Below are 23,283 nucleotides of genomic sequence, written 5' to 3'. Positions count from 1 at the left end.
CTTCGAAAAGCTTAACAACACCAAATGAATGCTCGATAACAGGCATGTGCATCAAATGGCCTAGATCAATACCAATGTAGACTATATCCCGTGGATTGAGAGTCCCTCAAGGCGCAATTTGCGCGCATGACTCAAGACTACGAACAGCTTCGTCTGCAACTGGCGGAAAACATCCGCCTGATGCGACGCGTGAAAAACCTTACCCAAGAGCAATTGGCGCTCATGGCTGAGGTGGATCGCACCTACGTCAGTCAAATCGAACGATGCACGGGCAATCCGTCGCTGTTGGTCCTGTGCAAGCTCGCCAATATTTTCGAAATCACCGCAGATCAGCTACTTGTAGAACCCGATATCCTGCGCAGCGCCCTTCACGTCAAATAATAGTCTCACGTCTCACAAACCCGATAGATCCGCGTTCATAATTTCCACTGACAGTCTTCAATCCCTAACCGACCCTGCCCAGGCCATACACCGAGAGCCTGGATCATGTCTGTTTCATGCCTGTCAATTGCACCCACAAAGCTACGGCCTTTGGCGCTGAGCGTCCTGCTGGCGTGCGGCCCAAGCGTGGCGCTGGACACCGGCAGCATCACCTCCTCCGTGCTGTCGCCAAATTGCCTCGAATACAAGGTCGTCGGCATTTGTTTCTGGCTCCTCTGCACGCCCTTCGGCTGCACAGTCAAAACTTCGACCAAGGTTCGTCATTTCATTCCTGAGCTGGTGGTCTCGAGCTACGCTACCACCGGCAATAACCCCTGGACCGAGATGGCCACCCTCTCCTCTCCCATCAGCGGTGCGGAAGGTGGCGGCAACCTGATCACCCCTAACACCCACCGCGACAACCTGCCCCGCTTCAAGAACGTCGATGGCATCGGTCACCCTGGCTGGGCCGCAACACAACTGGCCTCGCAATCCGGCTATGCCTGCGCCAGCGGTGCAACTGCATTCATGCCTTACTACCTGAGTACCCTGGACTCACTGGCCTGGCGCCATGGCATCCCGGAAAGTCTTTACCCCGAGTCGCTCATGCCGGGGATCCGTGAAATCGGTCGTCAGGCCTCGGGAAACATGTGGGGCAACGTCTATCCCCGTCAGGGTTTTCTGGTACAGCCCGACGATTTCAAGGCGGCCGCAGTCACGGCGCAACGGGCCGGCGATGTGATTACCCGCAACTGGCAGCCGCATGTGTACGTACCACTCACGCCCACCAAACGCGACGGCTACTGGCCGCCTGGCCCTATCGCTGAGAACGACGCTTCGACCCACAAATGGCAATTGCTCTACCCTCAGGTTCAACCCACGTGCGCCATCTTCCCCAGCGATCCGGTACAGAGCGCGGATGGCGGCTACGCCTGGTCGCTGTGGCGTCCCTATAGCTGCTGCAAACGTGAGGGGCAGACCTTTCTGTTCAGTATCGACTTCGAAGGCGGTGCTTCATGAGCCGGCTTCGCGCGCGACCCTGGTTGAGCACGATGAGTCTGGTCCTCTACGGACTGCTCGCCATGGCCACGCATGCCCACGCCGCCGAAGGCGATTACCGCCTGGGCACTCAAGGCGAAGTGCTCGACGACCGGGTGATGTACACCATTGGTGGCGGCTCGGCAGTCGGCTCACCGAGTTCGCTCTACCGACCCAGTGGTCTCGGCGCCGGCGGCTCCTGGCGAGCAAACATGATGTGCGGAAACATGAGCCTCACCAATACCCTGCAAAACCAGTTGAACGGCGTCACCGAAGGTTTCCAGCAGATCATGGGCAGCATCGTGCAGAACGCGACCCAAGCGGTGATGTCGCTGCCGGCGTTGATCATCCAGCGCGCCAACCCGGCCTCTATGAGTTGCTGAGCAACGGGGTGATGCAGGGGCGTATCGACTTCGACCGCTCCAAGCTGACCTGCCAGGCCATGGCCGAAAAGATGGCGGACAAGGTCGGTCAAGCCGGTTGGGGCGCGCTGGCCAAAAACCAGGAGATGCAGGGCAATCTGGATCAAACCGGCGGTGATGCAGTGGCCGCGGTGAAAAACACCGAGACCCATAACGGCAACAATGGAGTGTCCTGGGTCGGCGGTTCGAAGGCTGGAGGCAGCGGGCAGACGCCCATCCGGGTGACTTCCGACGTAGTGCGCGCAGGCTATAACCTGCTGCATAACCGTTCGGTGGACGACAGCGCCTCGATCAGTAGCAGCGATTGCCTGGGTGGCGCTATTTGCCAGACATGGACCTCGCCCCAGGAGGAATCCGAATGGGCCGTTCGCGTGTTGGGCGAGAGCGAAGTTGCGACCTGCGACACCTGCGAAACCCTGCGTGCTACCGCTGGCAGCGGATTGACGCCGCTGATCCAAGAGGCCTACAGCGAACGTCTCAAGGCCCTGCAAGGGCTGCTGTCCGGCTCTCTGCCGCTTACTTCTGACAACCTGGCTAAAGCCTCCAGCCCGATGTTGCCGGTGACCCGTGGTGTGATCGAAGCCCTGCGCGACGATCCCGATCAGGATTTGTTGGCACGGCGTCTGGCCAGCGAGACGGCCTTGTCCAGCGTACTCGACAAGGCGCTCCTGCTACTGCGCACGCTGCTGGCAGGCAGTCACGAACCGAACATCGCCTCAGCCGAGCCGGCCCAGACAGCCTTGACGAAAAATATTGACGCCCTAGAGCGCGAAATACGGCTGCTACAAACCGAGCTGCAGGTTCGGCAGATGCTAGCCACCAATACCGCCAGCCTGGTGCTCGACCGGCATGCCGGTGGTGCTGACGCATCGCGTACCGTCGAGCAAGGCGACCCCGAGCCCGGTCGACTCAAAGATGCTGACGCCAGGCGCAAGTGAGCCATGAAACGCTCACCGCTATTCACTTTGCTTTCGAGTCTGGGGATTGCCGCGATGATGATCCTGACCGCTGCACTGGTCGCATGGATCGGCCGCACTGCGCTGGGTAGTTTCGAGGTCTGGCAGCAGGCATTGGAATCGGTACGGCCCTATCTGCGGTGGTGGCGTGCCCTGCTCTACGGCGCCCTCTTTGCGCTTTGGTGGGATCTGCTGCGGCGCTACCGACATCGGCCACAGGATCGACTGCGCGTTCAGCGCATCGGGACATTAGGACTCGTGCTCTTGACCGTCGTCGAGTTCACCCGACTGTGAGGTCACCACCATGCTCATGAGCACCAACAGCTACCTGGAGTTTTACCTCTCCCTGCTGGCCTGGATCATCAACAACGGCCTCTGGAGCGTCCTGTCCGACACCGGACTGTTCGCCGCGCCCTTTGGCGCGATCATCTTGCAAGAGTGGCTGTCGGCCCGTCAGCAAGGTGCAGATGAAGGCAACAAGGGACTGCTCTCGGTACCGCGGATCGAGAACCGTTTATGGCTGGCCTACATCGTTTTGTTGTTCGGCTGCGCGCCGGTCTTTCCATTGAGCCTCGCCTCAATGGCGTTCGATGATGCGGCGAGCCAGCGCTGCGGTGTCAGTGTGGCTAAGCCAGCGGAAACGGCTTGGGGTGCCACTTTCAATACCATCGGCGAACGCTCCGCCAACGTGCCGATCTGGTGGTTTCTGGTGCATGCCTTGAGCAAAGGCGTGACCGCCGCGGCCACCGCTTCCATCCCCTGTGCACCGGATATCCGGCAGATGCGCATGGAGATCGACAGCTCGCGCATCGACAGCCAGGTACTGCTGCAGGAGGTCGCCGATTTCACCCGCGACTGCTACGGCTATTCCCGTTCTCGGCTGTTCACCAACCGCCCGCAGTTAGACAAAGCACAAAGTCACGACGCAGCCTGGATTGGCTCAAGCTATTTTCTCGACACGCCCGGCTACTACGATACGGATCGTTCACGCACACCGCGAGTTAGCTGGCCGTATGACGAAAGCCGCGATGTTTCCTTGCCGCGGCTGGAGAATGGTGCGGGCTACCCCACCTGCAAGCAGTGGTGGAGCGATAGCGATGTGGGGCTGCGCGAGCGCTTGATCCAGCAGGTCGATCCCTCGCTGTTGACTCAGTTGAAAGGTTGGTTGACTGGCCGTTCGAGCAACGAGATCGAGGATGCCACCCTGCGCGAACTGGTCAGTCCGCGCCAGCAATCGATGTCCATGTCGCCCGGACAGGTGTACCAGGACTATGGCTCCAGCGCCCGCGGCGGTTCGATCAATCAGGGGCTCAATAACCTCGCGACCAACACCGGGCTGGCCCTCGGTTCCTTCAGCAACTTCCCGGCAATGAACGCGCTACGCGCCGCCCTGCCGATGGTGCAGGCCTTCCTGATAATGGGCGTCATCATCAGCCTGCCGCTGATTCTGCTGGTCAGTACCTACCAGTTGAAGGCCGTCATGACGGTGACGTTCGCGCTGTTCACGCTGCACATGCTGAGCTTCTGGTGGGAGCTGGCCCGCTGGGTTGACTCCAGCATGCTCGATACCTTGTACAACCAAGTGTCGGCGTCCAATCAGGTGCTGTTGTCGCTGCCCACATCCGGGTTTATGGATGGGACGGTCACCGCGCAGGTAATTGAGTATGTGATGGGGGCGATGTTCATCGTGCTGCCGATGGTCTTTCTAGCCGCAATGAGCTGGGCTGGGTATAGCGTAGGTTCAGGTGTAGAAGGAATGCTCAACCGGGGAACCCAGGCTGCGCAGACAGCAAGCTCTAGCGGGACCTCTCAGTTGATGAGTGGAGCAAGAATTATTTCAGGTAAATCGGGCTCAAAATAACCACGAGGCTACTTCAGTGAACCCCATTTATCGTACCGCTCAGGCCAAGACGTCCTATGTATTGGATCATCGAGATCATCAATATCTGGAGTGTCTGAATCTTGAACTGGGATAGCTGCTAATGCGACGAATGCGACGAATGTGCACATCAGCACAAACAACCAGAAGCTAACAAAAAGAAATGCTCCGAGCAGGGCTAACTGGGCAACCAGAAAACTCCCGCGAACAAGTATTTTACCTGCGGGCATACCTGCCGTCACCGCACGCTCAGCTGCGCGGGACTCAAACGCTTTCAACTTGCGATACCCGCGTTTTATCGACATGCCACAGGTATATGCCCAGCGGTGGACGCGGGAAATCTCAACACGGTTCTAAGTCGGCATGGTCTCGCCCTCTTCTGAGCGTTTTCATGATTGATACAGGAGTAACAGCCTACTACTGAAAACTGTCCGTGCCTGACCGTTTATCAGTTGGCCCAGCCGAAAAATCTTCACTGGAAGACAGAAGACAAGCCCCGTGAAATAGCATCTCTGAAGTTATTGACCCATATAAATCGTCTTGCTAAATACAAGGTACGGATCGCTGTTATCGACAGCACTTTCCCAGGTAGCCAGAACCTTCAAGACTACGTCACTTCGGTGATGGTTCTCCCCAAGTGCGATTAGCGTTCGGTAGCTCGCACGGTGACCGTTTCTACGGTGATGAACGCCCACTGCTCTCCTGAGCGCCTTCCGAGTTCTGCTCGCCAGGCAAACTTTCTTGTTTTTCTTCAACCCACCGCGGGGAAATTCTTTCCCCCACGGGACAGGTTTCTTCGCGCTTTCAACGGAGGCACACCATGTCCGACTCACTTACACCGAAAGCATTGAACACCCTTCGGTTGCCCATTGTGTTCACCCCTGGCGCGTGGCAACGCGCAGTTCTGCTCGAACGCTCAGGTCCTCCTGAGAAGCTGCAGGTCGATCGGCTGAGCCACGTATTGCGCGCAGCCTTCGAGGCTCACCTGGCCTATCCACGCGAGCTCTATGTGGTGTTCGAGGTAGCCCAAATCGCCTCAACGGGTCATCCAGGCCATGACCCGTTGCTGCAACTGAGCCTTAGCTTGCTCCTCGAGTCAGACCAACCTAACGCCTTGCTGATAGCGCTTGCAGGAGAACATCAACGCTAAACGCATACGGCCGTACTCGGCACCCAGATCCACACTCAGACGGCATGCAAGTCCTGCATCAATCCAACCCATCACCCACCGGGGAACCCTCCCCGACGGGCAAGGCGTTCCTCCGTTTTCTCTCGAGGAAAATGCCATGCGCGATATCTACCAAGACGTGACTGACAAGATCGTTACTGCTTTAGACCAAGGCGTTGCCCCCTGGATCAAACCCTGGTCCTCAAGTGGCTCAGCTTACGTCGGTCATCATCAACCCTATCCCATCAACGCAATCACGCGCCGTCCCTATTCCGGTATCAATTTACCGTTGCTCTGGGCCGAGGCGAGGTTGCAGGGATTCACTCAAGATCGTTGGCTGACCTTCAACCAAGCCAAAAAGGCCGGCGGGCACATCCGTAAGGGTGAGCACAGCGCCCTGGCGGTACTCTACAAGCCGATGGAGCGCGAGGAACAGACCGAATCAGACCAACCCTTACTTGATGAAAACGGTCAGCCCAAGGTCGCGCATTTTGGCATCCTCAGGACGCATTTCCTGTTCAACATCGAGCAAACAGAAGGGCTCGACTCTTACGATGAAATACTGATCGACACAGAACCGACTGATCCCTTCCTGGCCAACAGCGCTGCGGAAAATCTGCTGTTAAGTTCGGGTGCAAACATCGTTCATCGGCCTGCCGACGAAGCCTTTTACCACCCGATCAGGGATCTCATCCAACTGCCGACAAAAGCGCAATTTCACGATGAAGGTGGGTACTACGCCACCGCACTGCACGAGCTGACGCACTGGACCGGGCATCACGCTCGGTTGCAACGGGAAGGCGTGACGTCATCCTGTCCGTTCGGCTCGCCAGGCTATGCCTTTGAGGAGTTAATCGCCGAGATGGGCGCTGCGTTTTTATGTGCCTATACGGGTATACAGGGAGAGCTGCGGCACGAGGGTTACATCGACTCTTGGCTCCGCCTGCTCAAGGCTGACAAACGTGCAATCTTCCGAGCCAGTGGCCAGGCCCGAAGCGCCTCAGAGTATGTACTCAACTTGGAGCAGCAACTGAAGCAAGCGGTATTGGATGACTCACTCTGCATGAGCGATGGAGTTTAATTGTTACCTCACCACTGCAAACGCTTCACAGGGCCCAACGCGAGTTGAGCCCTTTTTTCTGTTTCCAGAAAACAGACGGCATCACGCGACGGGGCCCTCACGCAAGGAACAAGAAAGGGGCGCACACCCGCAGCATGCCGTTATGTATCCAGGTTCTGCGCCAGAAAATCCACCAGTTCGAGCGGACTTCGGCTGTCGATCACCTTGTAGATCAGATCGCGTTTGCTGCGTGGCAACTTCTTGACCACGCTCTTCGCCGAGGCCCTGACGGCTTCGTCTGTCCCATGGATACGTGCCGCGAGCAGCAGCACGAGCGTGGCATCAGTGAGGTTCATGGCAAGACCCAAAAAATATGCACCGCAGTGTACCGACTCTTTTCTTTTCCGTACTAGCACGATCATCCAACAAAACGTCACTAGGAGAAATCGATATTCTGATTGCCGTGCAAAAGGACAAGAGCCAAAAGGACGGGTAAGGGTTGGAAGGGAATGGGGACTCAAGGGTAAGAGCTCTATTCGAAAAGGCTAAAAGGCCACTGACCCAGCCACTTCCCGGAGGTCACGATGCTCAGTCTGTTCCGCCGCAAAAGGCAGAAGCCCCCTCCGCCATCGGCCGTGAGCGTCGCCGAAGGTTACCTGCCCATCGAGTCGGCCCATAGCTTGTTAGCAGCGGAGCACCGCCGCCTGTTGCTCGATCGCATCTGGCAGTACACCGCCCTCTCCCACGCGCAGTTCATCCAACTCTATTTAAATCCGATCCATCGCTACGCCGAACAGGTCCAGCAACTCCCGGCCAGCGAGACGCACCACCATGCGTATCTCGGCGGCATGCTCGACCATGGACTGGAACTGGTCGCTTGCAGTTTGAAACTGCGTCAGTCGTATCTTCTGCCCACCGGCGCCGCGCCCGAAGACCAAGCGGCCCAGACTGATGCCTGGTCGGCCGGAATCGCTTATGGTGCCCTGCTCCATGACATCGGCAAGATCGCCGTAGACCTGCTCGTCGAACGCCAAGATAGTAGTCCTTGGCATCCTTGGCAGGGCCCGCTGGATCAGCCCTACCGTTTTCGTTACCTCAAGGGTCGTGACTATCACTTGCATGGCGCCGCCGCGGGTTTGCTCTACACCCAAATTCTCGACCGACCTATTTTGGACTGGCTCAGTGGATTTCCGTCGCTTTGGGCCAGCCTGCTGTATGTCCTGGCCGGTCAGTACGAACGCGCCGGCGTGCTGGGCGAGTTGGTCATTCAGGCCGACCGCGTCTCCACCGCGCAGAACATCGGTGGCAACCCGAGCAAGGCGCTGCAAGCGCCGATTCATTCGTTGCAACACCACTTGATTAGCGGACTGCGTCATCTGGTTCAGCACGAGCTGAAACTCAACCAGCCAGGTGCCGCGGGATGGCTGACCCAGGACGCACTCTGGCTCGTGAGCAAGACGGTCACGGACAAGCTGCGAGCCTATCTGCTGTCGCAAGCGATTGAGGGCATTCCCTCCTCCAACATCGCTGTGTTCGATGAACTCCAGTCGCATGGGCTGGTCGAGTCTACCCCGGAAGGAAAAGCCATCTGGACCGCTCTTGTCGTACAGGGAAACTGGGAGCAGGCCTTTACCTTTCTGCGCCTTCAACCGGCGTTGATCTGGGGGAACGAAGACAGGCCAGAGGCTTTCAGCGGAACAGTGAGCGTGGTAGCCGATGACCACCCGACTGACGCTTCGGCATCACCTCCAGCGCCTAAGACTGTCAGTACTGGATCGCGTCAAAGCTCTTCGCTGACAGATCCCATGGCGATCGAAGACCCTGACTATCTCGGCACGCTGATGGATATGTTCGAGCTGGAAGAGCCTGAGGTCAGCGACGAAACGTCAGCAAGCACTCTCGAAATCTCAAATCCCTCGTCGGATAACCCTGGCCAGGCATTCCTGAATTGGGTCAAGGAAGGCATCCGGAGCCACAAGCTGATCATCAATGACAGCAAGGCCAAAATCCACACGGTGAGCGGTACTGTGTTTCTGGTAACACCTGGCCTCTTCCAACGATATGTCCAGGAGTTACCTGGCATCGCCAGTGGTGCCACTCAAGAGATTGAAGAATGGCGTTGGGTGCAGAAGCAGTTTGAGAAACTGAAGGTCCACAGGAAGCGAGACAACGGTCTGAATATCTGGGCATGCCAAGTGCAAGGCCCTAGGAAGAAAACCACCCTGAAGGGGTATTTGATTGAGGAACCGAAATTACTTTTTGAATTGATACCACCAGACAATCCTTTTCTTAAAATCGCAGAGCCTTAAATTTCCGTAGTACGGCGGCGTTATCCTCTTTCGGCCAAACGCAGTCTTTCACTCTGCAGCAGAGTCAAAGTCCACCCAAAGCTACGCTGGCTTGGTCTCAGTTAGGCAACCGCTCAAATTTATCGCTTCCCCCTATTGTGTGACTGAGGCAACCAAGATCCCTTGTCGCAAGTGGCTGCCCAGTGATGTTAATGTGCCTTAATGTCACTTTCAGCATAGGCAAGGAATCTCATGCTCAGTCACACATCAAGGCACCTTTCAAAGGGTGCAGAAACTATGGGGAAGTGAAACTTTGAGCTTACTCCCAGTAGCAACAGATCGCCAAAGTGCGGTACGCCTTCTCGCCTGTATTGATGCCGCCTCCACCAATATTACCAATGACGCTTGGGGAGCTGACGTAGTAGCAATTCTACGCGCGCAGTCACGATTGCAAGCATTGGATTTCTGGATGCGCAATCCTGACTACCTTGCGAACGAATTACTCATCGAGTTCGAGAGCACAAACGAACAATCCCTGCTAGATCTTGCCCGAAACATACTCGACTCGCGGGAACCGGATCTTCGCCGCCTACCGATGATTCGCTACCACTTTGGCGCATTTGAACCCCTGGACAATGCGCTATCCATCCTCTGTTCCGCAGGACTCGTACGCATTCGCCGGCAGGGTGTCCCTGGGCAGGTTCGAGAACATGTCTATCTGTTGACCGCTCAGGGACGGCAAGCGATGACTGATTTGGCGGAAAAGGCTGTAGAAATCTCTTGGTACAAGGAGCGAGCCACGGTCGTTGCAAGGGTCGCTGGCGATACCGGGGGGAAAGCCCTGAAGGATCGTCAGTACCTTCAGGCCGAGTACGCCGACACTGAACTCAAGCACATTATCGCGCCCATAACGGATCGTGTTCGCAAACGCTTGAACGAAATTATGCAAGGACAAACCGCATGACCATGAGCTGGCTTGAAACTGTATCCAACCGTGCTGGCCTCTCCGTTGACCAGGCCGAAGCCTCGTTGCATCGACGAGGCATCTCCGCAGACAGGGCCACTCGCCCGACGCCAACCCTGACTATCACTAGTGTCAAATTCCGGGGAAAAAAGCAGGGGAAGCTCACCGATCCGATTGACTTCAGTTGGTCGGACCTTTCCTCCGGCGTCTGGGCGGTTACTAGTCACGGAAACACAGGGAAATCCAACCTAGTTGGTAAGTCCAGCGTTCTAGAAGTTATTCTTTGGTGTTTGCGCGGCGAGCCTAAGGGTCTGCAGGACGACGTGCGCAGTTGGTTAGACTGGGTTCGGGTCAGCTTCAACCTGGATGAACGGCAATACGCCGTTGAATTTGATGTCACGAATAAGAAGCCAAACGGCGCACTCATAAAGTGCCGACCGGATGGAGCATTCGACGAGGTCGACCGGTTCAGCAGCGACGAGGGATTCGCCGCAGCGATGTCCAGATTCATGATGAACACCTTCGATCTAGACCCCATTCCCTCCAGGCAGAAGAATGATGAAGGCGGCATCACCATATCCCATGGATGGACCGCTCTTTCCGGTGGTCTCTACTTCGGCGGTGACCACAAGGTTCTGCTGGGAGATGTCGTTATGGGTGGTCTTCCCGCGCGAATGCTCCAGGTTTTTGTGGGCCTACCATGGGCGAGTACCGTCATGCAGGCGGCAACTGTGAAGAAAGAACTGGAGCAACAGTTCGAACATGCCAGTCGCATCACGGCTGTCACCTCAGACCGAACAAGCCTGTCACGGGAAAGAATCGCCTCCGATCTAAAGAACGCGCGTGAGGTGCTTAAGACAAGCAGTTCAGAACTGGTCACGGCGCAATCACTGGACAGACTTTCCGTCAAAATATCTCATCTATCCACACAGACACTTGCCCTTGAGCAGAGCCTCGTAAACGCGACGATAGAAATTGCAGCCCTTCAGAACACCGCAGACGCCGATGAGCGTGCACTACGAAATCTACGAGAAAATCTGGTCACAACCGCATTCTTCAATGGCCTGTTACCTAGCTGCTGCCCCCGTTGTGAGACAGCCGTTCCCAAGGAGCGGATCCGCCGGGAAGGTGAAGATCAGAGCTGCTCTCTTTGCTCCGAGCCCATCATGCTGGATTCAGATGATACCAGCGATGCCATTGAGGAAGCTAACGACCGCTTTGCTCTATCAAACAACGCCCTGACCAATGCCAAGTCGTTGCGCAAACAGCTGGAGTTCAATCACAAGAAAGTCGAAACAGATTTGAAGAGCGCAAAAGGTGAGCTAGACACTGCGACGAAAAGCAACGCATTCCAACAACGTCGTGATGCGGAATTGGTAGTAGCACGTCTGGAAGGCGCACTTCAGGAGTACAACATTCCACCTGTCGGGCATCAACCTCCAGAAGACATAGTGCTGGTCAGCATCGCACACGATGAAGCCAAGTTAGCCTTCGATGCCAGCAAAGGAGATCTTCTTGAAAAACTCAACCAAGAAATCCTTCGACTGGGAAATGCTTTCGGAGCGCTAGGCTTGGAACACATTCAACTAAGCTCAGAATCGCGGATGAGCGTTATCAAGGGTGGCCAAAAAACGTCATTCAGCAAATTAACGCCTGGCGAACGACTCAGGCTACGTATCGCCACAGCCATCGCACTGCTGCGCATCGGTCAAGAGTGCGGAGTTGGTCGCCATCCGGGGCTACTCATCATCGATTCGCCCGGCGCAGAGGAAACCAGCGAAAGTGATCTCGCAAGCTTACTGCAAGAGCTGCGCAAGGTGGCAGATGAAACCCCTGGATTGCAGATACTGGTCGCCAGCGCCAATGCTCCTTCTGTTATCAGTGCACTGGGAAATGAGAGATGTCGTGTCGCCCCGGAAGGTGGTTATGTCTGGTAGTCACATGGGCCACGCCACCGTATCAGTCCTAAGCCTCATCGAGCATCACCTTGAATCGGGGACTTCAATATCCGTTTCCTCTCTAGGAGGTGTAAGAGCCATTGAATCCGAAGCTGACATTGTGGCAAGAGCACCTTACCTGGATGTATTTGCCTGCTTAGCAAGCGAAGCCGAACCCCAGGATATAGAGGTGCTTGATGCACTACTGCTTCGTGGATTCGCCGAAAGCGACAACGCCTGCTCATTTAGGGACGCCGCTAACACCGTTATCAGCAGCTCCTCTCTGCGAGAGAGGATATCTGCTCGACTGACGAAAGCATTGGAACTGCGGGTAGAGAACCGCCCCGAGCCAATGCAGAATCTTGTTGCTGCCTACGCGCTAGAGGCCCTATTTCGACTTGCATTGACAGGTGTCATAAGCAAATTTTCGCCCTTGAGAATTATGGCTAGTCTAGACTCTGATCCCGATGGAATTTTTGCGGTGCATGCAGCAAAGCTTACTGGGGCCGCCTTCCATGTATGGCGTGACGATGAGTTACTTGCCACGCTAGATCGGTTACGCAATACGCCAGAAGCCGAAGGGGAAGCATCTTTTGAGCTTGGACTTGCCCGCCTGTCACTAGCCTTAGATGCTGAATCTACCGACAAAGTGCTTTTGGAGCTGGAAACTGCATACACATTGTTCAAACGAGCTCAACATACTGACGATGATCGCTCTGACGCGACCGCGTACTGCTTCGTCATTGATTTGGTTCGAGGCTTTTGGCGTGAGGCTTCTGAACTAGAGCTACGCCCCTCCCTTCAGGGACTAACGAACGCGGTCTCCGACCGAGCACGGCAGTTCAATCGCTACCAGCTCCCAGATTGGTTAGAGACTCGAAGTGATCGTGATATCCAGTGGACTAGACTGGTTAGAGCCACGCAGCGCGCGGCTTCGGATTTGCAGAAACCAAGCTGGCTAAAAGCTTGTATGCGTCCGGGCATCACATCTTGCGTGATTAAACCGGCTGCCACTTATGCGGAAGCAACTGCTCGATTTCACTCGCCCGCTGCGTCGGCAGGCGCGTGAGAACATCCTTTAGATAGGCGTACGGGTCATGACCATTCAGCCGCGCAGACTGGATCAAGCTCATGATTGCCGCAGCCCGTTTTCCGCTGCGTAGCGACCCGGCGAAGAGCCAGTTCTTGCGCCCAAGAGCCCATGGTCGGATCTGGTTCTCCGCCCAATTATTATCAATGGGTACGGCCCCGTCATTGAGGTAGCGCGACAGCGCTGCCCAGCGTTTAAGGCTGTAATCGAGTGCTCTGCTGATGGCCGACCCTTCGGGCACAAGATCACGCTGGGCGATCATCCAGGCATGCAGGATATCCATCACCGGCACGGCTTTTTCTTGCCGTATTCGGCACCGTAAATCCGGCTCCAGGTCACGCACTTCGCTCTCGATCTCGTACAGCAACTGGATGTAACGCAGGGCCTGCTCGGCGAGCTGGCTCTTGTTTGTAGCGTGCAGTTCGAAGAACTTGCGCCGGGCATGGGCCATGCAGCCGATCTCGGTTACGCCGAGTTCGAAGCTGGCCTTGTAACCGCCAAAATCGTCGCAGACCAACTTACCTTTCCAGCCTTGCAGGAAGTTGCGAGCATGCTCACCGGCGCGGCTGGGGCTGAAGTCGTAGACGACAGCGGCTGTTTCGCAGAACTGGCTGGTGGCGTAAGCCCAAACATAAGAACGGTGGGTTTTTTTCGAGCCCGGAGCGAGCATCTGCACGGGCGTTTCATCCGCGTGCACAACCTGCTGCCCGATCACTACGTCACGCAGGGCATCGACCAGTGGCTGCAACTGCACGCCCGTAACGCCAACCCATTGAGCCAAGGTTGAACGTGGAATCGCCAAGCCGGCACGACCAAAAATCGATTCCTGACGGTAAAGCGGAAGATGGTCAGCGAACTTCGCGATCATGACATGGGCCAACAACCCGGCGGTTGGGATGCCTTTGTCGATAACCTGCGCCGGCACCGGTGCCTGGATCAGCGTTTCGCAGCTATCGCAAACCCACTTGCCACGAACATGGCGTTCAACGGTAAACACGCCCGGTGTGTAGTCCAGTTTTTCGCTGATATCTTCACCGATACGCTTGAGCGCGCAGCCGCATGGGCAGTGGGTGTTGTCCGGCTCGTGATGGATCAAGGTGCGTGGAAACTCTGCCGGCAAGGCCGTGCGCTTGGGCTTTTGCTTTTTCTCGGTCGCCACTGGGGCTATTTGCAAGGCCTGAAGCTCGGCCTCAATCGCCGCGATATCGGTATCGATCAGGTCATCAAGCAGGCTCGCCTGCTCAGGATTCATCTGCTCGCTGCGCTTGGCAAACTTCAAACGCTTGAGCTGCGCAATCTCGTGGGTCAGCTTCTCGATTACCGTTTGATCGCGGTTGATCTTCTTACCCATTGTTTCGACCGTCTTACCCATGGTCTCGACCTGCGACAGCAACTGCGCAGCGAATGCACGCAGTTGGTCGGGAGTCATTTGATCGAGATTGGGCGAGGAAGTCATGCCGTGGATTTTACCAAAGCAGGCCACTTGCGACAGCAAGCCGAGGCACTAATTACGGTTTTTAAAGCAGCGTGATTGCACCGCCAGCGCCAACACGTTGCCAAGGTAGGCCGAGCACCAAGGCCTGAAGTTGTTCGGTATCCAACTGCATTTCGCTGCCTTGTCGAATGCCTGGCCAGTGAAACTTGCCTTGGTTCAAGCGGCGTGCAGCCAGCCAAACGCCAATCCCATCGTGTACCAGCACTTTCATCCGAGTCGCGCGGCGATTGGCAAACAGATAAGCACAGTGCGGCTTCGCCGCACCGAAGACCGCAATCACCCTGGCCAGCGCAGTTTCAGTGCCGGCACGCATGTCCATGGGCTCGGTGGCGAGCCAGATGGCGTCGATGCGGATCATCGCAACAGGTCTCGAAGGAAAGCGGCGCAGGCAGCAGCACTATCGGTTGGCCAGTTCACTTTGACGGTGCCGCGTGGGTGCAGAATCTCAACGCTGATATTCGATGAAGATACGTGCGCCGTTGTTTGCATAGGCAATGGGATGAATGCAGGTTGAAGCGTCGTGCTTTTCTGCGCTTGCACTCGAATCCATTTGTGGACGAGGTTTGCGTTGAGGCGATGGCTGAGGGCGATGCTGGCAATCGAAGCGCCGGGCTGGGCACACTCTTGAATGACCTGGGCCTTGAAGGATTTGGAATAGGAACGGCGTGTTGGCTGCATGAAATACCCGCTTAAAAGGCTAGAACTGGTGCCCACTTAAATTTAAGTGCACACCATGTCCTGGCGTTGCGGGGTTGGGTAGATGACTTGGCCGGACGCATACAAAAGCTTGGTCAGTAATGGAACAGCTGTTGATCGTGTACGACGCAGATCGCTCATTCCAGACACAAGGCGGTCTAGGCAAACTACTCCAGCCCAGAATAGAAGCCTGTTTTGTTAGAGAACGTGGGCTCCTTGGACATCTCGACGAACTGCTCAGTGAAAACAGCTGGATGCGGGTACACGCCGACACATCAAACTTGCTGCGCGCACGCATCACCCAGCTGAAGGATGGCAGTGTGCCTCCGGGAAAGTCGTCAGGTGCCTCTCCCTATCCGCAGCTGCTAAGGGCACTCAACTATGACAGGCTCCCTCCAGAAATTTCCGTTGCAGCTGCGGAAGCTCTGGAGCAAGCGCTATGTACGCGGAATGGGCGAGAACGTCGTATCGCCAACCCCATCGTGCAGAAGCTACTTCGAGGTATGGGCACGGCATTGACTCAGTGCCTTGACTACGAAAATGAGGTTCGCGCGGATTTCGACGAGCTGATGTTGCAAATCATCTTGTTCTGCCAAAGCAGACAAGATGCAGGAGTCAAAGAACTTGGTGACCGCGGAAAGTACTTGCGTGATCCGGATGCTACCGAGTTCGACCTACAGAATGACCTGTGGCAATGGCTAGCCGGTAACTTTCCGTCCTGCGACCTGAAAACGGAGGTTGAAGGAGTCGCAACGGGCAGAGCCGATATCTATGCCGGCTTCGGTACTCATCGGCTCATCATTGAAATGAAGCGTCACCATGGCCATCTCGACAAGGATGCTGCTCGGAAATATTGCAACCAAGCTGGCGCTTATCAGAACACTAACGTGAAGCTGGGATTCCTGGGAATTTTGGAAATCGTGGAGCGTAGCGATCCTCCTGCCAGTCTCGAAGAATGCGTCTGGTATGAGTCGTTTGTTCCCCATGGCAGCCAAGTGACGCGCCACCTTGTCACTTTCCGAGTTCCAGGAAATCTGCGATCCCCGTCCTCGTTATCCCCAAAGACCAACAAACCAAAGAAGAAAGTCTAAGTGGTGCCCTGTGGACCTAAACAACTGAGCAGCATCTGAGTATTCAAATTCCGCGAGGCATCAAACTCATTGAGATTAGAACATGGCAACCAAAACGTCTAAGCACACCCTAAGTCAATGTTCAACACAGCATAGTTGAGCGATATTGATGCGCCAGCCTAACTCCAGATATTGCGACAGACTGGTTTCGCGGCCGCTCAAGATTTCGATCTTTCTGTCATTAGGATGCCGCTAGGTGACTGGCACAAATAATATTACGTACCCACCAGTTGTGCGGCAGCAACCAAACGCAATGCCATTGGCTGGTGGTCAAATGCGTGCAATTACACACGTCACCGCTATCATCCCCCTCCCACCGCTGGGTGAGTACGCCATGATCATCGACGAGACTATGACAACGCCTCGCTGATTGAACGTAACACCGCCAGGAGCGGGTCCTTACGTTCCTCAGCCCAGTTCGACAGGCTCAACCCAAACATCACTGCGAAAAACAGCAACGACACCAGCCGGCCCTGAGCCACAATCACGCCTCTCTGATGGCAACGCTACCTAGTGTGAGTTCGCAGCGGATGTGGCACCGGCCAGGACCTTGCAAGAAATCCCGAGCTGACCGCTAGAAGCCGCGGCCGGCGGATCTTTCGTGGGGTCAGCGGAACTCAATCGGTGCCAACTACCTGCAAAATGGTTTGTCACCAAAATTGCAAGAAGTCGTTTGAATTTGCGGTCTGATTGGTACTGCTGATTGGGCCCAAAAACGTCGAATTAGGAGGTATGAGTCAGGCTCTCAGACACGATGGTTTGATTCCAAATCGGCACCTGAGCCTTGGGCTCAAAGTGTCTTCAGGAGGCCCACAGGCCGTCAGCAATCAATTCGAATTGATGCGCCCTCCCCGCGCTCTGTTCCGTTTCCCTAGCGCACAATCGGAAGTGCGGCCTAAAGGTGCGTTCGCTGCTTCCGTTTGTCTTCAAAGGCATGGCCCGCGTGACGTACAGCCGGTTTCGCTGATTTGGGATGGTGACCTTTAAGAACGAAGAATCGGAACTGAGCTTCCAGGGTTTAGCGCCGCGGAGCGGGTGAGGAAAAACGCCCTAATCGCCCGGAAACAGGGCGTTTGGCAAGGCTATCTGACATGCGAAAAAGCTGAGAAAGGAAGAGAAATATCAGACAGGATTGGTGCCAAAGGCAGCGCGAAAAAGGGCCAAAAGCGGCGTGAACTCACAGGTAGCTGGATAAATTTGTCCGCCAGCCGCGCCTGCCGAGCGAATAAAAAACCCGGCACGAGGCCGGGTTACCCGCTATCTCCAAAACGCAGCCCCCAAATGAGAGGGATGGAGAGCTGACAAGAGAGTGCGGGGGCGAGATATTGCCAAATGGTGTCTTCCTGCGCAATAGAAGCCTCTTGCCGACCGTCTCCGACAGCTCAGGCGATTTGTGAAGCCCACGCATCCTGGAGCAGCCCGCGCTAGATGCTCTCGAGCAAACAGCGACATCCGTTATCACCGCACGAAGACAGCACATCAGCTTGAACGCAGGGCACGGCAAACGATTCGTGCAGTCACGTCGAAATTTTCCATAGTGAGTCCATCGATTGGTGAATGATCTTTCAGTCGCTCATGTGGCTCACAGAGCGTCCGATAAAGCCTCCACGCATCCACATCCGGAAACAGCGCTAACGCCGCAAGTACCAACTTGTGCCGCAATGGATCAAGCTGCCAATCTGGAATGCGCTGACCACGATTCCCCAAGCTCAGGGACAGAAGACGTCGAGCCTTGATATCACGATTGATCTGATCGCGGGATTTGCCTGCCAGTCTGGCGAAGACCAGCAGCGGCAAGTTACTCGAAGTCTCAAACGTTGCGAGCATCTCGGCGCGCTCGCGCTGGATGTCGGACACGTGCGTTTTGCGCGGCTTTTCAGCCCGGATTGGAACGGGCACGACAGGCAATTGGATGGACCCAATGGGGGCTTTCTTGCTACTGACCAGCATCGTCGATGGGGCGGTCGCCGATGGAAAGCTGCTGCTGTACAGAACGGCACTTGCGTTCGCGTGTTCCAGTAAGGGCAACGAAGCTGCGCCCTCCAAACGAATAGTCAGCGGAGAGCTTGCTGCTTTCGGCTGGCCCTGGCCCCAAAGATCCAGACGATTCGCCCAGTCCTGCATCATGGTTCGGCGCTGCTCGACATATTCCGCGTGGTTGTAGGCCGCGCTCACCTTGTCTGGATCGGCATGAGAAAGCTGCGCGTCGACCCATACCTTCGGGTATCCAATCTCGTTCAGCGCCGTCGAGATCGTAGCCCTCATCCCATGACCTGTGAGTTGGTCGGCATACCCCATCCGGCGTAGCGCTCCATTCAGAGTGTTCTCGCTTATGCGCTTGGTGAGGTCGCTTCGATGCGCGAAAAAATATCGTTGCGCAGGGAGAACCTGGCCCAGCAAGTGACACACTATTTCAAGCGCCTGAACCGAGAGCGGGACAATGTAGGGCGGTATGTTTGCGACCTGCTTGCCTGGCTTCCGCATAGCTAACTGGAGTTGCTTCACCACCTCCGCCGGTATGATCCATAACCGCTGCTCCAGATCGAACTGGTCGGGTGTCGCCAAACGTAGCTCACCCGTGCGGACACCGGTCAGCAACAACAATCGAAGGCCAAGGCGTGTTTGGTTCGCTCCACCATAGTTTCGGAGAGCAGTCATCAAAGCAGGCAGCTCGTCCATACGAAGAAACGGATTGTGTGACACCGGAGGTTTGGGGAGTGCGACAACATCGAGGTCTGAAGCCGGATTGTGTTCCAGCCCCTCGATCTTCACCAGCGCATAGCGGAACAATTGGTTGAACCAGGTCCGGCACTTTTCAGCTGTCGTTAATGCCTTGCGCTGTTCGATACTGCTCAGCAAATCCAGCAGATCGTGACGATTGATATCATAGATAGAGCGCTTACCTAGCGCAGGCAAGACGTCTTTATTGAAGATTCTCAAGATTTGCGAGAGCGTACTTTGGCGGCCCTCCTTCAGGCTCAGCCTGCGGAACTCCACCCACTGATTGAACATCGCCTCGAAGGTATACTCTGTCGCAAAACGAACAGCACGGCGCTGCTCTTTACGGTGCTCATAGGGATTGACGCCCTGGGCAACCAAGGCACGCGCTTCATCACGACGAGTACGGGCTTCTTTAAGCCCAATTTGCGGGTAGCTACCTAGGGACATGCGCTTCTGCTTGCCCGTCCAGTAGTAACGGAAAAGCCAGATTTTTCCGCCGCTGGCCGTCACATTGAGTGTGAGGCCGTCACTGTCACCAAGGGTGTAGTCACTGCCCGTAATCCGGGCGTGCCGAATAGACATTTCTGAGAGTGCCATAGCGAGCTCCTGAACAGAGTCAGGGCCAGATGCTCATCTCGCTACACAATCTGCTCCAGCAATAAACCGATTCAGTGCTCGTCAGAATCCTGGACTCAATCCTGGACTTAAACGCACCGGATAGTGCTGGATTTCATTGGTTCCCGCTGGAACGAAAAAAGAACCCGAAGGTCCTGATTTCAATCACTTACAGAATTCAGTGGAACTCTGCAGCGCAATATTTGGAGCGGGAAACGAGACTCGAACTCGCGACCCCGACCTTGGCAAGGTCGTGCTCTACCAACTGAGCTATTCCCGCGTCTTGGTGTGGCGCATTCTATAGAATCCAGAAGCCTCGTCAACACCTTGATTCAAAAAAGTTTATTTCTTTTCCACATCGGTCTTCAGATGCGGCCAGGCAGCCCGCAAATATTGGACCATGGACCACAACGTCAGTCCCGCGGATATCAGCAGCAAGGCATAACCCAGCAGCACCCAGAACGTGAAATCCGACGGATTCGCCAGCAGAATCACCAAGGCCAGCATTTGCGCGGCGGTTTTCCATTTACCCAGGTTCGACACGGCGACGTGAGCGCGGGCGCCGAGTTCGGCCATCCATTCGCGAAGTGCCGAGACGACTATCTCGCGACCGATGATCACGGCGGCCGGCAGCGTGAGCCACAGGTTGCCATGTTCTTGCACCAGCAACACCAGCGCAACAGCGACCATCAGTTTGTCAGCAACGGGATCGAGAAAAGCCCCGAACGGCGTGCTTTGTTCCAGTCGGCGGGCCAGATACCCATCGAGCCAGTCTGTGGCAGCAGCAAATGCGAAGACCGAGGCGGACGCCAGGTAGCTCCATTGATAAGGCAGGTAGAACAGTAAAATGAAGATCGGAATGAGCAGGACGCGTAGTACGGTAATCAGATTAGGGATATTCATCGGCACAACTGGCTACGAGGTGAGGGGGCATTCTACTCGCTGTGCAGATTTGCATAAATCAACTCTGCGAGCTTTTTACTGATCCCGGGGGCTTTGGCGATCTCTTCGATGCTGGCACGAGACAGCTCCTGCAATCCACCAAAATGTTTCAACAAATCGCGGCGACGGGTCGGTCCGACACCGGCGACGCCCTCAAGTGTAGACGTTCGGCGGGTTTTCCCACGACGTGCGCGGTGTCCGGTAATCGCGAAACGGTGAGCTTCGTCGCGTATCTGCTGGATCAAATGCAGCGCGGGAGAATCGCCGCGCAAGGTAAATTCGTGGGCAGCATCGTTCAGGTACAGGGTTTCGAAACCAGCCTTGCGCGTGGCGCCCTTGGCCACGCCCAGCAGAATCAGGTCAGGCACCGCCAGCTCATTGAGCACGTCGCGGGCCATGGACAACTGCCCCTTGCCACCGTCCACCAGCAGAATGTCCGGTAGCTTGCCCTCCCCGTCCTTCAGTTTGCTGAAGCGTCGAGTCAAGGCTTGGTGCATCGCGGCGTAGTCATCGCCGGGGGTGACGCCTTCAATGTTGTAGCGACGGTAGTCGGACTTGATCGGACCTTCGGGGCCGAACACCACGCAGGATGCCACGGTCGCTTCGCCGCTGGAGTGACTGATGTCGTAACACTCCAGACGCTGTGGTGGCTCGTCCAGGTTCAGCACTTCTGCCAGCGCATCGAAACGTGCGGCAACGTGTTGACGATTGGCCAGGCGTGCACCCAGCGCCTGTTCGGCATTGGTGACAGCCAACTGCTGCCAGCGTGCTCGCGTACCACGAACCCGATGACTGATGGTCAATTCGCGACCGCGCAACTCTTCGATGGCCGCGATCAGGGTCGGGAAGTCTTCGTGAACCACGTTGACGATCAGTTCGCTCGGCAAGTCGCGTTCGGGACTGCTGATGAAGTACTGGCCGAGAAACGCCGCCATGACTTCGGAAACGTCTTCTTCAATACCCACCTGCGGGAAGAAGTTCTTGCTCCCCAACACCCGCCCGCCGCGCACACTGATCAAATGAACGCAGGCACCACCCGGATTGACAAACGCGGCGATCACATCGACATCGCCGGTCCCGCCTTCCATGCTCTGCTGGTCCTGAACCCGGCGCAGTAATGAAATCTGATCGCGCAACTCGGCCGCACGCTCGAACTCGAGGTTGATCGCCGCCTCTTCCATTCCTGCGGACAACTCATCCGTCAGCGCATTGCTGCGCCCCTCAAGGAACATCACCGAGTGCCGCACATCTTCGGCATACACCTCGGGCTCCACCAGCCCGACACAGGGCGCCTTGCAGCGTTTGATCTGGTATTGCAGGCAAGGACGCGTGCGGTTCTTGTAATAGCTGTCTTCGCACTGGCGAACGAAAAACGTCTTCTGCAGCAGGCTCAAGCTTTCACGAATCGCACCGGCGCTGGGGTAAGGACCGAAATATTTGCCCTTGGCCTTTTTCGCGCCGCGATGGATGCTCAAGCGTGGAAACTGGCCATCCGAGAGAAAGACGTAGGGGTAGGATTTGTCGTCGCGCAGCAGGATGTTGTAGGGCGGACGCCACTCCTTGATCAGCGTCTGCTCAAGCAACAAGGCTTCGGTTTCATTGGCCGTAATCGTCGTTTCGACCTGAGCGATACGCGCCACCAGCGCAGCGGTCTTGGGCGCAAGACCGGATTTGCGGAAGTAGCTCGACAGACGATTCTTGAGGTTCTTGGCCTTACCGACGTAGAGCAGGCGTGCCTCGCTGTCGAACATGCGATACACACCGGGACGCCCACTGACTGTCGACAGAAAGGCGCTGGGATCGAAGGCTTCAGTCATTTTCAGAGGCTGGCATCAACCATGCCGTGACGAACCGCCAACAGCGTCAACTCGACATCGCTGCTGATCGAAAGCTTTTCGAAAATGCGGTAACGGTAGGTATTCACTGTTTTTGGCGACAGGCAGAGCTTGTCGGAAATGATCTGTACTTTCTGGCAGCCGACAATCATCAACGCGATCTGGATTTCCCGCTCCGACAAGGCGTCGAAAGGCGAATCATTGGTCGGCTGGAAGGATTTGATCGCCAACTGCTGTGCAATCTGCGGACTAATGTAGCGTTGCCCGGCGAATACCAGGCGGATGGCCTGGACCATTTCCGGCAGCCCGGCACCCTTGGTCAGATAACCCGCGGCACCCGCCTGCAACAATCTTGTAGGAAACGGATCTTCTTCGCACACGGTGACCGCGACGACTTTGATATCCGGATGGCTGCGCAATAGTTTGCGCGTGGCTTCAAGACCACCGATACCGGGCATCTTGACGTCCATCAGCACCACATCGGGTTTCAACTCACGCGCCTTGAGCAAGGATTCTTCCCCTGACTCAGCCTGGCCGACTACTTGCAGGCCATCGATGTCAGCCAGCATTCGTGTAATGCCTGTACGAACGAGATCATGGTCATCGACTACTAGCACCCTAATCAAG

At 56.1% G+C, this 23,283-nt stretch carries 20 protein-coding genes, 1 tRNA gene and 2 pseudogenes; 12 read left to right on the top strand and 11 right to left on the bottom strand.

The window, feature by feature from the left end; all coding sequences use genetic code 11:
• The first annotated feature begins 126 nt into the window (after positions 1-126).
• The 5 genes and pseudogenes from ACYZT5_RS03205 to ACYZT5_RS03185 all read left to right on the top strand — a co-directional run bounded on the left by ACYZT5_RS03205 (position 127) and on the right by ACYZT5_RS03185 (position 4,697).
• A complete protein-coding gene (locus tag ACYZT5_RS03205) occupies positions 127-381 on the top strand; it encodes a helix-turn-helix domain-containing protein (RefSeq protein WP_003174132.1) in 255 nt (84 codons plus the stop codon).
• A gap of 105 nt (positions 382-486) precedes the next feature.
• Positions 487-1,440 carry a TIGR03756 family integrating conjugative element protein gene (locus ACYZT5_RS03200; RefSeq protein ID WP_462049747.1) on the top strand — a complete coding sequence of 318 codons (954 nt, stop codon included), beginning with the start codon at positions 487-489 and terminating at the stop codon, positions 1,438-1,440.
• A pseudogene (locus tag ACYZT5_RS03195) lies at positions 1,437-2,818 on the top strand (integrating conjugative element protein). The gene ACYZT5_RS03200 and the pseudogene ACYZT5_RS03195 overlap by 4 nt, the downstream one beginning before the upstream one ends.
• Before the next feature lie 3 nt (positions 2,819-2,821).
• Positions 2,822-3,130 (top strand): hypothetical protein, encoded by a 309-nt coding sequence (locus ACYZT5_RS03190; protein WP_462049746.1) that lies wholly within the window; start codon positions 2,822-2,824, stop codon positions 3,128-3,130.
• 10 nt (positions 3,131-3,140) lie between these two features.
• Positions 3,141-4,697, top strand: a complete 1,557-nt coding sequence (locus ACYZT5_RS03185; protein WP_462049745.1) for a conjugal transfer protein TraG N-terminal domain-containing protein — start codon at positions 3,141-3,143, stop codon at positions 4,695-4,697.
• Between the two features lie 8 nt (positions 4,698-4,705).
• Here ACYZT5_RS03185 and ACYZT5_RS03180 read toward each other — a convergent pair whose 3' ends face one another.
• On the bottom strand, positions 4,706-5,020 hold the full coding sequence (locus ACYZT5_RS03180) for a DUF3742 family protein (RefSeq protein ID WP_462049744.1): 315 nt from the start codon (positions 5,018-5,020) through the stop codon (positions 4,706-4,708).
• A 515-nt stretch (positions 5,021-5,535) separates the two neighbouring features.
• On the opposite strand from ACYZT5_RS03180, the gene ACYZT5_RS03175 reads away from it, so the two are divergent.
• Positions 5,536-5,865, top strand: coding sequence for a hypothetical protein (locus ACYZT5_RS03175; RefSeq protein ID WP_462049743.1), 330 nt, complete (start codon positions 5,536-5,538; stop codon positions 5,863-5,865).
• Positions 5,866-6,001: 136 nt separating this feature from the next.
• Positions 6,002-6,964, top strand: a complete 963-nt coding sequence (locus tag ACYZT5_RS03170) for an ArdC family protein (RefSeq protein ID WP_462049742.1) — start codon at positions 6,002-6,004, stop codon at positions 6,962-6,964.
• A 140-nt stretch (positions 6,965-7,104) separates the two neighbouring features.
• Here the strand turns inward: ACYZT5_RS03170 and ACYZT5_RS03165 are convergent, their stop codons facing one another.
• Positions 7,105-7,299 (bottom strand): DUF7740 domain-containing protein, encoded by a 195-nt coding sequence (locus tag ACYZT5_RS03165; RefSeq protein ID WP_020300924.1) that lies wholly within the window; start codon positions 7,297-7,299, stop codon positions 7,105-7,107.
• A 228-nt stretch (positions 7,300-7,527) separates the two neighbouring features.
• Between ACYZT5_RS03165 and mobH the strand changes: the two genes are divergently transcribed.
• The 4 genes from mobH to ACYZT5_RS03145 all read left to right on the top strand — a co-directional run bounded on the left by mobH (position 7,528) and on the right by ACYZT5_RS03145 (position 13,201).
• A complete protein-coding gene (gene mobH / locus ACYZT5_RS03160; RefSeq protein WP_462049741.1) occupies positions 7,528-9,252 on the top strand; it encodes a MobH family relaxase in 1,725 nt (574 codons plus the stop codon).
• A 292-nt stretch (positions 9,253-9,544) separates the two neighbouring features.
• Positions 9,545-10,195, top strand: coding sequence for a hypothetical protein (locus tag ACYZT5_RS03155; RefSeq protein ID WP_462049740.1), 651 nt, complete (start codon positions 9,545-9,547; stop codon positions 10,193-10,195).
• Complete coding sequence (locus ACYZT5_RS03150; protein WP_462049739.1) at positions 10,192-12,132, top strand: hypothetical protein; 1,941 nt, start codon at positions 10,192-10,194, stop codon at positions 12,130-12,132. The genes ACYZT5_RS03155 and ACYZT5_RS03150 overlap by 4 nt, the downstream gene beginning before the upstream one ends.
• Before the next feature lie 4 nt (positions 12,133-12,136).
• Complete coding sequence (locus tag ACYZT5_RS03145) at positions 12,137-13,201, top strand: hypothetical protein (protein ID WP_462049738.1); 1,065 nt, start codon at positions 12,137-12,139, stop codon at positions 13,199-13,201.
• On the opposite strand, the gene tnpC is transcribed toward ACYZT5_RS03145, so the two are convergent.
• The 3 genes from tnpC to tnpA all read right to left on the bottom strand — a co-directional run bounded on the left by tnpC (position 13,131) and on the right by tnpA (position 15,395).
• Positions 13,131-14,678: an IS66 family transposase gene (gene tnpC / locus ACYZT5_RS03140; RefSeq protein ID WP_462049377.1), complete on the bottom strand. Its 1,548-nt coding sequence runs from the start codon at positions 14,676-14,678 to the stop codon at positions 13,131-13,133. The genes ACYZT5_RS03145 and tnpC overlap by 71 nt on opposite strands.
• A 61-nt stretch (positions 14,679-14,739) precedes the next feature.
• Entirely contained in the window at positions 14,740-15,075 is a 336-nt protein-coding gene (gene tnpB, locus ACYZT5_RS03135) for an IS66 family insertion sequence element accessory protein TnpB (RefSeq protein ID WP_237142353.1), read from the bottom strand.
• The gene (gene tnpA / locus ACYZT5_RS03130) at positions 15,072-15,395 is read right to left on the bottom strand and encodes an IS66-like element accessory protein TnpA (protein WP_462047422.1); all 324 of its coding nucleotides are present in this window, start codon (positions 15,393-15,395) and stop codon (positions 15,072-15,074) included. Before tnpA ends, tnpB begins: the two co-directional genes overlap by 4 nt.
• Before the next feature lie 119 nt (positions 15,396-15,514).
• Between tnpA and ACYZT5_RS03125 the strand changes: the two genes are divergently transcribed.
• Entirely contained in the window at positions 15,515-16,504 is a 990-nt protein-coding gene (locus ACYZT5_RS03125) for a hypothetical protein (protein ID WP_462049737.1), read from the top strand.
• 330 nt (positions 16,505-16,834) lie between these two features.
• On the opposite strand, the pseudogene ACYZT5_RS03120 reads toward ACYZT5_RS03125, so the two are convergent.
• The 6 genes and pseudogenes from ACYZT5_RS03120 to gacA form a co-directional block, all read right to left on the bottom strand.
• Positions 16,835-17,025: pseudogene (locus ACYZT5_RS03120) on the bottom strand (cation:dicarboxylate symporter family transporter); the annotation flags it as partial.
• Positions 17,026-18,022: 997 nt separating this feature from the next.
• Positions 18,023-19,861, bottom strand: a complete 1,839-nt coding sequence (locus tag ACYZT5_RS03115) for a tyrosine-type recombinase/integrase (RefSeq protein WP_462049736.1) — start codon at positions 19,859-19,861, stop codon at positions 18,023-18,025.
• A gap of 222 nt (positions 19,862-20,083) precedes the next feature.
• Positions 20,084-20,159, bottom strand: a tRNA-Gly gene (locus ACYZT5_RS03110).
• 62 nt (positions 20,160-20,221) lie between these two features.
• A complete protein-coding gene (gene pgsA, locus ACYZT5_RS03105; RefSeq protein WP_008150904.1) occupies positions 20,222-20,782 on the bottom strand; it encodes a CDP-diacylglycerol--glycerol-3-phosphate 3-phosphatidyltransferase in 561 nt (186 codons plus the stop codon).
• A gap of 32 nt (positions 20,783-20,814) precedes the next feature.
• On the bottom strand, positions 20,815-22,638 hold the full coding sequence (uvrC, locus tag ACYZT5_RS03100; protein WP_462001332.1) for an excinuclease ABC subunit UvrC: 1,824 nt from the start codon (positions 22,636-22,638) through the stop codon (positions 20,815-20,817).
• Between the two features lie 2 nt (positions 22,639-22,640).
• On the bottom strand, positions 22,641-23,282 hold the full coding sequence (gene gacA / locus ACYZT5_RS03095; protein ID WP_008015884.1) for a response regulator transcription factor GacA: 642 nt from the start codon (positions 23,280-23,282) through the stop codon (positions 22,641-22,643).
• Position 23,283 lies beyond the last annotated feature (1 nt).

The sequence above is a fragment of the Pseudomonas sp. LB3P14 genome (genome assembly GCF_054898045.1).
The sequence above is the reverse complement of the archived record's forward strand: the minus strand, read 5'-3'. Positions and strand labels throughout refer to the sequence as shown.

Bases quoted from the DNA above. Each gene is read 5' to 3' on its own strand.
- ACYZT5_RS03205 (WP_003174132.1), top strand. From the start codon at position 127: ATGACTCAAGACTACGAACAGCTTCGTCTGCAACTGGCGGAAAACATC.
- ACYZT5_RS03200 (WP_462049747.1), top strand. From the start codon at position 487: ATGTCTGTTTCATGCCTGTCAATTGCACCCACAAAGCTACGGCCTTTG.
- ACYZT5_RS03190 (WP_462049746.1), top strand. From the start codon at position 2,822: ATGAAACGCTCACCGCTATTCACTTTGCTTTCGAGTCTGGGGATTGCC.
- ACYZT5_RS03185 (WP_462049745.1), top strand. From the start codon at position 3,141: ATGCTCATGAGCACCAACAGCTACCTGGAGTTTTACCTCTCCCTGCTG.
- ACYZT5_RS03180 (WP_462049744.1), bottom strand. From the start codon at position 5,020: ATGTCGATAAAACGCGGGTATCGCAAGTTGAAAGCGTTTGAGTCCCGC.
- ACYZT5_RS03175 (WP_462049743.1), top strand. From the start codon at position 5,536: ATGTCCGACTCACTTACACCGAAAGCATTGAACACCCTTCGGTTGCCC.
- ACYZT5_RS03170 (WP_462049742.1), top strand. From the start codon at position 6,002: ATGCGCGATATCTACCAAGACGTGACTGACAAGATCGTTACTGCTTTA.
- ACYZT5_RS03165 (WP_020300924.1), bottom strand. From the start codon at position 7,299: ATGAACCTCACTGATGCCACGCTCGTGCTGCTGCTCGCGGCACGTATC.
- mobH (WP_462049741.1), top strand. From the start codon at position 7,528: ATGCTCAGTCTGTTCCGCCGCAAAAGGCAGAAGCCCCCTCCGCCATCG.
- ACYZT5_RS03150 (WP_462049739.1), top strand. From the start codon at position 10,192: ATGACCATGAGCTGGCTTGAAACTGTATCCAACCGTGCTGGCCTCTCC.
- ACYZT5_RS03145 (WP_462049738.1), top strand. From the start codon at position 12,137: ATGGGCCACGCCACCGTATCAGTCCTAAGCCTCATCGAGCATCACCTT.
- tnpC (WP_462049377.1), bottom strand. From the start codon at position 14,678: ATGACTTCCTCGCCCAATCTCGATCAAATGACTCCCGACCAACTGCGT.
- tnpB (WP_237142353.1), bottom strand. From the start codon at position 15,075: ATGATCCGCATCGACGCCATCTGGCTCGCCACCGAGCCCATGGACATG.
- tnpA (WP_462047422.1), bottom strand. From the start codon at position 15,395: ATGCAGCCAACACGCCGTTCCTATTCCAAATCCTTCAAGGCCCAGGTC.
- ACYZT5_RS03125 (WP_462049737.1), top strand. From the start codon at position 15,515: ATGGAACAGCTGTTGATCGTGTACGACGCAGATCGCTCATTCCAGACA.
- ACYZT5_RS03115 (WP_462049736.1), bottom strand. From the start codon at position 19,861: ATGGCACTCTCAGAAATGTCTATTCGGCACGCCCGGATTACGGGCAGT.
- pgsA (WP_008150904.1), bottom strand. From the start codon at position 20,782: ATGAATATCCCTAATCTGATTACCGTACTACGCGTCCTGCTCATTCCG.
- uvrC (WP_462001332.1), bottom strand. From the start codon at position 22,638: ATGACTGAAGCCTTCGATCCCAGCGCCTTTCTGTCGACAGTCAGTGGG.